Here is a 12,661-nt window from a genome sequence, read left to right on the forward strand (position 1 = left end):
ATGGCTCAAAAAGAAGCGTATTTAATTGTCGATATAGGTACAGGCAATGCCAGGGTGGGAGTAGTCACGCCAACAGGTGATATATTAGCTATAAAAAGGGAGAATGTACAATACTATGCTGATACTAAATATGAGGAATCTATTTATTTTAATCCAGAAGAATTGTGGCAGCAGATATTAAGATTAGCGGCAGAGGCTTTGGCAGATGTGGGAGAAGTCCGTATTAAGGCAATCACAGCCACTAGCCAGCGTGAAGGAATTATTGTGGTAGATAGTGAAGATCGGTCACTACTCGGTATGCCCAATATAGATCATCGCGGCCGCAAATGGGAGAAGGAACTGAAACAAAAGGACCGTGTATACGAGCTATCAGGACGTTATCCGACATCCCTTTTTTCTGCATTTAAGCTGATAGGTCTTCGCAACGTATATCCCGGTCTGTTCGAAAAGATGACGTGTTTCATGAGTATTAGTGACTGGATACAATTTAAATTTTCAGGTATCCCATGTTACGAGCATTCACAGGCATCTGAAACGTTACTGTACGATGTAGAACGGAAACAGTGGTCTGCGGAACTCGTGGCACTATTTGGTATCCCTAGTGGTGTTTTGCCAGTATTGAAGCAAGCGGGGACAGTATTAGGGAGTGTGCTTCGGGACGTCTCACAAGTATTACAGATTTCAGCAGAAGCTGTTGTCGTGGTGGGAGGAGGGGATACCCAATTGGCCATACGTAGTATGGCGCCTTCGTCAAACGATGTAGTTATCGTTTCTGGAACGACTACGCCGATTATCAAAATGGTGAATCAATATGAAAAAGATGAGCATCAGCGTACATGGACCAGTAGGCATATTGACGAATCTCATTTCATATTAGAGGCGAACGCGGGCGTAACGGGTTTGAACTATCAGCGCTTAAAAGAGATTTTTTACCCCAATGAGGAGTACGATGTGATTGAACGTGAATTGGACGATACCAGCCATTCGATGTGTGTCGCTTCTTTGGGTTCATTGATTGCTGATGAAGATCAGCCTTTGACCAAAGGGGGATTTATTTTCAATACGCCCGTTTCACATCAGCTCTCGCGGGGGAGTTTTGTGTTTTCAATTTTATGGGATATTGCCTGTTCAATCTACGAAAACTATAAATTCTTGTGTGACGTCTCACGGCACGATGAACACTATATCTGGGCGTGTGGTGGTGGTCTGGAAAGCAAAAAACTGAGGCAGTTTCTAGCAAATTTGTTGGGTAAGAGCATTCGGATTAGGAACACGTACCGCCAAGCATCCGTTTTAGGGGGTGTTTTTGTTTGTAACGATGCACTCGGCGTGGAAAATATAAAACCAACGTTACTGGACGAGACATTCCCACAGGATCATAAACAATTTGAACAACTTTATGAAGAGTGGAAGAACGCGCGTAAAACATTTAAACAAATTATTACCTGATGCAAGCTGGTTTTATAGGGATAGATATTGGAACACAGGGGGCTAGGGTGATTCTCGTCGATCAGCTAGGGGGAGTAATTGCTTCTACTTCTCGCTCCTTTATACTGGATGACATGGCGCGGGAAGAACAATCGCCAATGATGTGGTGGGATACCTGTACAATGTTGCTAGATGAGATGCTAGATGGTTTACCTGCTAACATGGATAAATCGACTATACAAGCGGTTTCCGTCACGTCGACATCGGGAACAGTTATACCATTAGACTCGAATAATCAACCCGTGCATGCCGCTCTTATGTATAGTGATGGGAGATCTGCTGCGCAGGCAAAGCGGATCCATAAAATAGCTTCAAAACATATAAAAAATGGATATGTAGGTTTCAATGCCTCCTGTGGGATTAGTAAGATGTGTTGGTTTATGGAAGCCTATCCTGACAAGAGCGACACGATAGCTTTATGGATTCATGCTGCTGACTATATCGTTGGACAGCTGTCGGGTCAGTACCAAACAACCGATTATACGAATGCGTTGAAATCGGGCTATGATTTAGAACGGCTGGAATGGCCTCCTTATTTGATAAATAAACTTGGTGTAAAAAAGGAATGGTTACAAACTGTTGTGCCTTCGGGTACAGTTGTAGGTTCATTGAGAAAGGATTTAGCGATGCAGTGGGGATTGAAAGATGTACGTGTAGTGGTCGGGATCACGGATGGCTGCGCTAGCCAAATAGCATCGGGAGCCGTGAAACTGGGTGACTGGAACACGACTATCGGTACCACATTGGTCATTAAAGGTGTAACAAAAAATCAGTTAATCGATCCTTTAGGGAGGTTGTACAGTCATCGCCACCCGGAAGGCTATTGGATGCCGGGCGGAGCAAGCAACACAGGGGCCGACTGGATTACAATGAACTTCCCATCGGATATAGCGAAATGGAATCAAGCAGCCGAGAAATTGATTCCGACCGGTAAAGTCGCTTGGCCGTTGCTTCAAGAAGGTGAGCGCTATCCTGTTTCGGTACCGTATGCGCGAGCGATTATTCCGGAACAAATATCAAAACAGGAATTGTATGCTGCAAATTTAGAAGGCGTGGCATGTATTGAGCGACTTGCTTACGAGATTATCGAAGAACTCTCAGGAGAAAAAATAGTTGCGGTTTATACGGCAGGGGGAGGAAGCAATAGTGATGTGTGGTTAAGAATAAGGGCGTCGGTATTGAATGTGCCTATCTATAAATGCAAAGCAGCAAGCGGTGCTTTGGGTGCGGCAATCATGGCTGCTTCCAATACGTATTATCGATCCGTCACGGAAGCGGCGTCGCAGATGACCACGATGGAAAAAGAGGTTTATCCTGATGATCGACTGGTTGTTCAATACGAAAAACAATACCAACAGTTTAAACAGAAGCTTAAAGCTTTAAATTATTTATAAATGGTTACAATTTGTTTGCTCAGACACGGCGAAACATCGTTTAACGCCGACGGAAACAGATACTGTGGACGAACGGATGTTGATTTAACAGAACGGGGTATTTCTCAGGCAAAGAGAATGTATGAATTGCTGGAAGGATATCGCTTTGATGCTGTCTATTCTTCACCATTGCAAAGAGCTCGAAAGACGGCGGAAATTGCTTCTGGCAGCGCCGAAAACCTGGTTGTCGACAATCGTTTGATAGAGGTCGATTTTGGTGAATGGGAGGGTTTGCGTCCGGAAGAATTTCAAACAAAGGGCGCTAAATCTTGGGAGAATTGGTTGGCCGCTCCCGAGCGGTTTGCGGCGGGTAGGACGGGAGAGACGGCTATGCAGGTGGTTTCCCGGCTACAGTCGTTTTACAATGAATTGTTAGAGAAATATAGCGAAAAAACCGTCTTGGTTGTTGGACATAACGGGGTGAATCGATTGTTTTTAGCGAGCCAACTAGGGATGCCGCTGAAGAACTATCGACGCTTGGTTCAAGAAAATTCAGCACTGACGTTACTCACTTTATCGCAACATCAAGGTTGTCAATTGTTAAAATTAAATGCTTAGATAAATTAGTTTATCCATTAACAAAATATAGTATGAAAAGAATTTTACGTGCAATAGCACTCGTCTGCTCCGGTATGTTGATAGTTTCTTCTGTAATGGCCCAAAAACTTCATAAACTGGATTTTAGCAACGTGGAAGAGATGTATGCTTACTTTAGGTATGCGCCCGGTAAAAAGATTATTAGTGGACACCGCGGAACAATGGAGAAAGGGTTACCGGAAAACTCCATTGCCGCTATGAACGAGGTGCTGATACGTACCCCCGCGATTTTTGAAGTAGATCCGCGTTTGTCTAAAGACAGTGTGCCGATTATGATTCATGATGCAACCTTGGATCGTACGACTACCGGAACGGGAAAAGTCGCCGATTATACGTGGAAAGAGCTTAAAAAATTGCGTTTAAGAGACGTCGATGGTAACCCGACCAGGTATCGTATCAATACCTTGGATGAAATGATCAAGTGGGCAAAGGGAAAAACAATCCTAAACCTGGATAAAAAAGACCTACCCCTAGAAATGACAGCTGAAATCATCCGGAAGCATAAAGCCCACAAGTGGGTATGGGTCACCGTGCATAATGTGGAACAGGCTCGGTTTTATCTGGATAAAAATCCTAATCAATACCTATCCTTGCACATAAAGGATAAAAAGTCATTGGAAGAATTTAAAGTTTCGGGGCTACCTTATAATAGAATGATCGTCTATATTGGATCTGAAATAAAAGAAGCGAACCAAGAAATGTATGACTTTTTTAAGTCCAAAGGTGTGATGTGTATGATATCGACTGCACCAACCTACGACAAATTGCCCGCTAAAGAAGAACGAGCAAAAAAATACCGGGCTGTATTTGCTGATGGGGCCACAATATTAGAGTCTGATTTACCTATCGAGGTGAGCGAGGCGATAAAAGTAAATTTATAAATACATTAAAAAAAGTTTTATTTTATTTATTATAAACCTAACAATAACTAAATGACCTAATTAACGCATGGCTTTATGTGTTATTTCACTATTAATATATACTAATTTAATATCATATTAATATGGGGAGTGTATGTTTGAAACATTATTTAACAATATTAAATGTTATTAAACTTGTGTGGAGACGCTATGAAGAGATAGCTTATGCCTTTCACTTATAAAATCATTTATTAAACATAAAAGAGTATGAAAAAGAGAACCTATTTACTCAGTATCCTAACAATGATCTTTATGTGTGCGTATGCGCAACAAAGTAGGGTCGTGACGGGGGCTGTGGAAGGAGCAGACGGGGCACCATTACAGAGTGCCACGGTATCGGTTTCTACGGGAGTAACGACAACAACAAATCCAAATGGGGAGTTTTCAGTAAGCGTAAATAGAGGAGACGTAATTACCGTCAGTCTTATTGGTTATAAAGAAGAGATATTACTTTACAAGGAAGAAAAATTCTTACGATTTGTTTTGATTGCAGATGAGAAAAATTTGGACGAAGTAGTGGTCATCGGATATGGTACGACTAAGAGAAGGGATCTGGTGGGAGCGGTAGATCAGATCAGCGGCGATAAGTTACAGAACCGGGGGAACATGAATATTTCTCGTGCTTTGCAAGGCCAAATGCCAGGACTGAATATCAGTATGCGGGACGGTAAGCCATCCAGAGGTGCTACATTAAATATCCGTGGTCAGGGGAGTATCGGGGCCGGAGGATCTGCGTTGATTTTAATAGATGGTGTTGAGGGAGATATGACAACGGTAAACCCGGATGATGTAGAAAGTGTATCGGTTTTAAAGGATGCTTCTTCTGCTGCTATTTACGGTGCCAGAGGTGCGTTTGGGGTTGTGTTGATTACTACTAAAAAAGCGAAGCAAGGTAAACCGAGGGTGAGTTACAGTGGCGGTTATACGATCAATGATCGGATTGTGAAAATGGAAAACAATATTGTAGACAATGGATTGGAGTGGACAGATGGTTGGTATAAAGCTTATATGGAAGGGATGGATTTGGGCACACCTCCTGCCGGAATTAATAATGTTTTTAAATATTCGACAGATTGGTACAATGAGCTGGTAAAGCGAAACGCAGACGATTCGTTTGAAAAGATGCGGGTGAATAGTCTTGGGGAGTATGAATATTTTGGGAATACGAATTGGTTTGATATCATTTATAAAGATTATAATCTAAGCAGTGAGCACAACGTTTCTGTAACAGGAGGGGGTGACAATGCTAATTATTACGTTTCGGGCAGAGTCTACGATCAAGATGGTATATATAATGCAGGCAACGAAAACTATAGACAATACAACTTCCGTGCAAAAGGAGAAGTTAAAATTTTACCTAACCTGGTATTAAATAACAATACTGATTTCATTCGTCGTAATATACACCAACCGATGGTGATGTACGACAGGCAATTGTTGCCAAGGATGTTGGAACACCAAGGATATCCCATGACGTTGGAGAAAAATCTCGATGGTACTTGGACAGAGGCGGCTGTATATATGGGGTGGGCAGGCTTCGTAGAGGGCACATCTTATCAGAAGAACAATAAATTTGATTTGCGTAACACGACTACATTAACTTACGATATTATACCAAAGAGCTTAATTGCAAAAGCTGACTTTACCTATCTTTATAATCATTCGGATAGAACGCGGGTAGAAAATATGTATGATTTTTATACCGGGCCGGCCATTATGAAGTCTAGGCAGACCTTTAGCTCATTGGAAGTTTGGAACTATGTCAATCAATACATAGCGTCTAATGCGACATTGAACTATATTCCTGAATTTAACAACCAAGACCATTCCTTAAATATTCTTGCGGGGTTTAATATCGAAGAAAAAGTGACGAGAAACCTGCGGACTTACAGAAGAGGACTACTTTATCCGGACAAACCGAGCTTTGCTCTGATGGATGGCGATTTTTATACACTTGATCAGACTGGTCAGGAATGGGCGTATGCTGGGGCGTTGTTCCGTGTAAATTATAATTATAAAGGAAAATATTTAGCAGAATTCAGTGGACGTTACGATGGGTCATCGAAATTCCCTACTAATCAGCAATGGGGATTTTTCCCTTCGGCTTCTATAGCATGGAGAGCATCGGACGAATCGTTCATCAAGGATAATGTCAATTGGATTTCGGATTTGAAATTTAGGGCTTCGGTAGGGAGTTTGGGCAACGGAAATGTGAACCCTTTCCTATTCATTCCTACGATGAATATCGCTCGGACTTCATTTATTATCAATGACGGATTGGTGCCCTACACGTATATGCCTGCCAACATTCCGGAATCCTTAACATGGGAACGCTCCACAACTTACGACGTGGGAGTGGATCTTAATGTCCTCAATAACCGGATGTCTTTGGTATTTGATTATTACCATCGCTATACGACCGATATGTTTACGCTGGGGCCCGAGTTGCCACATGTATTTGGTGCAACGGTGCCCAGAGGCAATTATGCGGACTTAAAGACGAAAGGCTGGGAGGTTTCATTGGAGTGGAGAGATCAGTTCTCTTTGGCAGGGAAGCCGTTTAGCTATGGTGTCAGAGGAATGCTGTGGGACAACAGAAGTTGGATAACAAAGTTTAACAATAAAGAAAAGCTGTTGTCGATGACCTATTACGAAGGAATGGAAATCGGCGAGATATGGGGATATTCAGTTGGAGGTTTGTTCAAGGACCAAGATGATATAAATAATTACGGCGTGGACCAATCCCGGATTCCTGTGTCTGGTAGTAATATCTTAAAACCTGGTGATATGAAATTTCTAGATCTGAATGGAGATGGGGAGATCAATCAAGGAGCAAATACGGTGGATGACCCAGGGGATAGGAGGATTATTGGAAATTCGTCAATTAGGATGCAGTACGGGTTTCACATGAATATGTCTTGGAATAATATTGGATTAAGTGCGTTTTTCCAAGGTATTGGCAGGAGGGATTGGTATCCAGCGAGGGAGTCTTCTTACTTCTGGGGGCAGTACAGCAGACCGTATGGGTATATGTTGAAAGAACACGTGGGTGATAATGTGTGGACGGAGGAGAACCAAAATGAAAATGCGTACTGGCCGCGCTACAGAGGATATCTGGCTCAGAATGCGAACCGAGCCATGACGGTAACCAACGATAGGTTTTTGCAGAATGCGGCGTATTTAAGGTTGAAAAACTTTCAAATCGATTATACATTGAGGCAGTCATTCGCGTCCAAGTATGGCTTTCAACAAGTGAAAGTTTTCGTTTCTGGTGAAAATGTATTTACCTGGTCCCCCCTTTACAAACGGACGCAAAGTTTTGACCCAGAGGTTATCCATGCGGGAGACACGGACTTTAGGTCGACCTCAGGTACAGACGGGGACGGATATGGTTATCCAATGCTTAGAACGTTTTCATTGGGGTTAAATCTAACATTGTAAACAACGAGATATGAAGAAGATATTTTTTCTATTTGGCGTGCTGTTATTAGGAATGACAACATCATGCGAGAAATTTTTGACGAGGGAGCCGGAGAATGAAATAGGTTCCATAAATTTTATGACAAAAGAGGCTGATCTGGAGTTGTATGCCAACGGTTTTATCCAACGGCATATGCCCGGCGAGGAGACCTTAGCATGGGGAGATCAATATAGTGATATTACAGCGACGAGAACTTCTACATCATTTTTGATTCGTGATACTTGGACGGCAGATCTGCAAGGAGGGTGGAGTGGGGGATCCAGTGGCACTTGGTCTGAACTTCGAAACGTCAATTATTTCTTGGACAACCTGCCTAAGGCGCGAGCTAACGTGTCAGATGAAGTCTATCGTCACTATGAGGGTGTCGGACGGTTTTGGAGGGCATATTTTTATTATGGAATGGTACAGACTTTTGGAGATGTGCCTTGGTATGAAAAGGCATTAGAAGTAGATGAACAAGAGCTACTTATGAAACCGCGAGATAGCCGTGAATATGTTATGCAAAAAGTGCTGGAAGATTTGAATTTTGCTAGTGAAAATTGCTCCATCGATCCAAAATATGTGGCGAGTTCAACTGTAGTTAACAAATGGGTGGCTTTGGCATTCAAATCTAGAGTTTGCTTGTTTGAAGGAACATATCGTAAATACCACCCCAAAAACCCTTCCACTGGCAAAGACTGGGAAAATGGCGGTCAAGGCGTCGATCTATTTTTGAAAGAAGCGGCTAACGCAGCACAGATTTTAATAGATGCGCAGGTTTATGGATTGGTGAACAACCCGTCTAATGTAAGTACGCAATACAGGTCCTTGTTTACTTCGGAGGCACTAAATACCCGAGAAGTTATTTTGGGAATCAAGTTTCAGGCAGATGTGCGTATGCACTCGATGACTTGGAAACTCTTCTCCGCTTCCTTTGGTAATAATTGGTCGTTGACCCAAGATTTTGTGAACCACTATCTTCATTTGGATGGCTCTCGTTTTACTGACGATCCAAATTATATGACGAAAAACTACCAAGAGAATTTTGTAAACCGCGACAATAGACTAAAACAGACGGTTGTTGGCCCGGACTATGAACGACGAGTAGGGGGGACAGTAAGGAAAGATGCTCCGAATTTCGCGTTGACATCTACAGGCTATCAGTTGATCAAATGGGCCATCGACGATGATGTGCATGTGGGTATTGCTACATCCAACAATTCCGTACCCATGTTTCGGTACGCCGAAGTGTTGCTAAACTATGCCGAAGCTAAAGCTGAACTTGGCGAATTTGGTATACCCGAATGGAATAACTCTATCCGGTTATTGCGTGAGCGTGCCGGAGTAGACGGCGCCTCACCAACCTCCGCTGATCCATATTTGGCTAATTATTACCACAATGTGTCAGATATGTGGTTATTGGAAATTAGAAGGGAAAGGACGGTAGAATTGGTGCATGAAAATCTACGATATGATGACCTTATGAGGTGGAGATTGGGAGAAAAAACTGCGCAGACTTGGAATGGAATTTATTTTGCTGCAAAAGATACACCTTACGATTTGAACAATGATGGAATTATGGATGTAGCTGTTGTAGATGCAGAACCTCCGGCAGCTTCGAGGGTGCCCGGTGTCGTATATGTGGTATTAGGATCATCTTATAGATTGACAAATGGCACATCGGGGAATTTAGAGTTCGGATTTCAGCAAAGCCGTGAATGGTCTGACAGAAAATATCTTAGACCGATCCCTACAACTGCGCTACAAATGAATAATAATCTTGAACAAAACTACCACTGGAAGTAAACTATTGTTATGAAGAATTTTTTTTATAAAGGAATAGCTGGGCTGTTATTCGTTTTTTTACTCTCTTGTTCGAAAGACGAAAACAACGCGCCATTTTTAAAGCGAGATACAGATCAGCTCAGTTTCGCGTATGGAGAATCCCGAGAAACATTTACGGTGAGGACAAATGGTTCCTGGTCTATTGATCTGAGCGAGGCGAATTGGGTGTCGGTAGATCCGATAGAGGGCGTAGGAAATGGTGAAGATATACAGGTGATCACCGTAACGGCTTCAAGAAATATAGGAGATATGCGAAATGGTGCCATCAAGATCATCTCAGGAGTAAAAGAGGCTTTGATTAACATTAGCCAAGAGGAAGGTAAGGTAATCTTTGGTACACCATATTTCACTACTGGGTTGGTTTCAAATTTTCCGTTGGAAGACACCTATCTTGTAATACCTTATAATAAGGGTGGTTTGGGCGAAGGAGTCACCGTAAGCGCCGAAATTAGCGGTGCCGGATCTATCGGCATTCAAGTGTCTCCTGCCGATGTGGACATGTCTTCCGAAAATGGAGAAGTAAGATTACCTATTACCGGAACACCTACAAACGATGGGCAGGTTACTTTCAACATACAGATTTTGGGACAGACGCTGACCGTGAATACGGCGGTGAGAGAGCAGGGCAACAGCGATCCGGTAGGTAAAATATACTTGTCGCAAAATTTTGATATGTTGATTTTAGGCGGAGATCACGTTGGGGGAACGGCAGGTCTGCACCTAGAAGGTAGCTGGCCAACTGTGGATGGGAAGCGGGTTTTGCCAGCAAATCCTGTTTACGTTACGAGCGGCACACGAAATACAGACGGTACGGGTGATTTATTTAATACTATGCATCCATCTTTCGTCGCATCTAGAGGGTTAGAAGGATGGACCGGTTTGCGAGTTTATGAAAGACCCGGTTATGTTAAGATTAGTACCGCAGGAAGCAATGACGGTTATATCGCGACGCCACCACTGACAGCGATCACAGGTTGGGCTGATGTCAAAGTAAAATTCACAGCAGCTAGATGGAGTGAGAATACCAACGCGGATGCCGATGCGACAGTGACTTTACGTGTATTAAACGCGGGTACTTCAGCGGAAGCGAATCAAGAAATCATGTTGACACCAGCATGGGCGGATAAGGAAATCATCGTAGAGGGCGCAACAGCGCAGACTGTAATCGAATTTAGAGCGAGGGATGCAAGCAACGGTCGATTTTTATTGGACAATATAGAAATTTCAAAAGTAATTAGATAGCTATGAAGAGCACATTCGAAAATGCGAAAGGGATACTGATTTTCTACTTATTTCTTGCTTTGTTGCTCATCGGCTGCTCGAAAAGCAGTGGAGGGGCGGAAAACGGACCAGATAATGGAAAAGGTGATGGGGCTGATTTGCCTGGTGTCGAGCTAGTTGATGGCAATAATGTGTATGGTTATATTTTGGATGAAGCCAACAATCCTATAACAAACGTGATTGTCACAGATGGATATACAGTAGTAAAAACAGATAACAAAGGCGTGTATCAGCTCAAAAAAAATGATAAGGCTAAATTTGTATATTACTCCACACCGGCTGAGTACGAAATCGCGGTTGAATCATCCAATAGAAAAGCGCCCTTGTTTTATAAAACGTTGAACCCATCTGATAACCCTCAACAACATAACTTTACGTTAAGCAAAAGAGCATCAGTAACAAAAAACTTTGTTTTATTTGGTCTGGGCGACCCACAGGTTGCCAATCAAGCGGAGGTCGGTAGGTTTATGGATGAAACCCTAGCGGATGTGACCGCGGAATTGGCGGCGATTTCGAAACCGGTGATTGGAATATCTCTAGGCGATGTGGTGGCGGATAATGCTAGCCTATTAAATACGATGAAAACCAGATTGGGGTCGACAATAATGCCGGTCTTTACCACTATTGGTAATCACGATAAATTTTCGAACGGAACAGTGAAGACAAATGATGTGTTTGAAAATGTATATGGCCCCTCTAATTATTCATTCGATATGGGCGACGTGCACTTCGTTTGTTTGGATAACGTGAAGTTTTCTGATAATTCAAGCTATGCTTTGGATATCAGTGACGAACAGATAGCATGGCTTGAAAAGGACTTAAGCCATGTTTCAAACGACAAAATGTTGATTGTGTATTACCATATGCCAATGAGGGGAACTAATTTTTCTACCAGGACTCCGTTTTTTAATCTGATTAAAGATTTTAAAACGGTGCATTTGATGAGTGGTCACACCCATTATGCAGAAAACTATATCCATAATGTGTCGGGCAAGCATATATATGAACATGTGCATGCGGCAACTTGCGGTGCATGGTGGAAGTCTACCATCAACGGCGATGGTACGCCAAATGGTTATATGATTTTTCAGATAGAAGGTACGTCTATTAAGGATTGGATTTATAAACCGACAAAACTGGCACGGGATTTTCAGTTTAGACTACATTGGGGGGATATGTCGTTTGGCGGTCAGCATGGTTATTTTAGCTATGAACAGCCAGGAAACACGCTAATTGCGAATGTTTGGAATGCCGATCCAACGTGGAAAGTAGAGGTATATATGAATGGTGCCAAGCTCGGTGATATGGTCTTGAGAACCGGTAGTCCGTTGAATCAAGATGCGTGGTCCAAAGGTTATCATTTAGGTGTGTTAAATAGAAATCCAAGTAACTACAGTACGACAACAAAACATCTGTACACCTACAAGGTTGATAGTCCCAATAGTACCTTGAAGGTCATAGTTACGGATCGGTTTGGTAGAACCTACGAACAAACGCATGCAGATATCGTTTCCGACTTGAGCTCGGCAGCGGGCTATTAAATTTTTTAAGAAAATAGTACCTTTCCTGTCCGTTATGACAAATAAGGAAGGTACTATTGTGTAGGCATCCGAGATATCATCCGATGCGTCGATGCC

Annotated in this window: 8 protein-coding genes; all 8 read left to right on the forward strand. The window is 42.6% G+C overall.

Annotation, left to right across the window (positions count from 1 at the left end):
• The 8 genes from C5749_RS00100 to C5749_RS00135 all read left to right on the forward strand — a co-directional run bounded on the left by C5749_RS00100 (nt 1) and on the right by C5749_RS00135 (nt 12,565).
• Nucleotides 1-1,449 carry an FGGY-family carbohydrate kinase gene (locus tag C5749_RS00100; protein WP_105721894.1) on the forward strand — a complete coding sequence of 483 codons (1,449 nt, stop codon included), beginning with the start codon at nt 1-3 and terminating at the stop codon, nt 1,447-1,449.
• The gene (locus C5749_RS00105) at nt 1,449-2,882 is read left to right on the forward strand and encodes an FGGY-family carbohydrate kinase (protein WP_105721896.1); all 1,434 of its coding nucleotides are present in this window, start codon (nt 1,449-1,451) and stop codon (nt 2,880-2,882) included. The genes C5749_RS00100 and C5749_RS00105 overlap by 1 nt, the downstream gene beginning before the upstream one ends.
• The gene (locus tag C5749_RS00110; RefSeq protein ID WP_105721898.1) at nt 2,883-3,479 is read left to right on the forward strand and encodes a histidine phosphatase family protein; all 597 of its coding nucleotides are present in this window, start codon (nt 2,883-2,885) and stop codon (nt 3,477-3,479) included.
• 32 nt (nt 3,480-3,511) lie between these two features.
• Nucleotides 3,512-4,399 carry a glycerophosphodiester phosphodiesterase family protein gene (locus tag C5749_RS00115; RefSeq protein WP_105721900.1) on the forward strand — a complete coding sequence of 296 codons (888 nt, stop codon included), beginning with the start codon at nt 3,512-3,514 and terminating at the stop codon, nt 4,397-4,399.
• A gap of 246 nt (nt 4,400-4,645) precedes the next feature.
• Nucleotides 4,646-7,879 (forward strand): SusC/RagA family TonB-linked outer membrane protein, encoded by a 3,234-nt coding sequence (locus C5749_RS00120; protein WP_105721902.1) that lies wholly within the window; start codon nt 4,646-4,648, stop codon nt 7,877-7,879.
• Nucleotides 7,880-7,889: 10 nt separating this feature from the next.
• Nucleotides 7,890-9,704, forward strand: coding sequence for a RagB/SusD family nutrient uptake outer membrane protein (locus tag C5749_RS00125; protein ID WP_105721904.1), 1,815 nt, complete (start codon nt 7,890-7,892; stop codon nt 9,702-9,704).
• 9 nt (nt 9,705-9,713) lie between these two features.
• Nucleotides 9,714-10,985, forward strand: a complete 1,272-nt coding sequence (locus tag C5749_RS00130) for a BACON domain-containing protein (protein ID WP_105721906.1) — start codon at nt 9,714-9,716, stop codon at nt 10,983-10,985.
• A gap of 2 nt (nt 10,986-10,987) precedes the next feature.
• Nucleotides 10,988-12,565 carry a calcineurin-like phosphoesterase C-terminal domain-containing protein gene (locus tag C5749_RS00135; RefSeq protein ID WP_105721908.1) on the forward strand — a complete coding sequence of 526 codons (1,578 nt, stop codon included), beginning with the start codon at nt 10,988-10,990 and terminating at the stop codon, nt 12,563-12,565.
• Nucleotides 12,566-12,661: the final 96 nt, after the last annotated feature.

The sequence above is a fragment of the Sphingobacterium gobiense genome (assembly GCF_002980575.1).
Lineage (GTDB): Bacteria > Bacteroidota > Bacteroidia > Sphingobacteriales > Sphingobacteriaceae > Sphingobacterium > Sphingobacterium gobiense.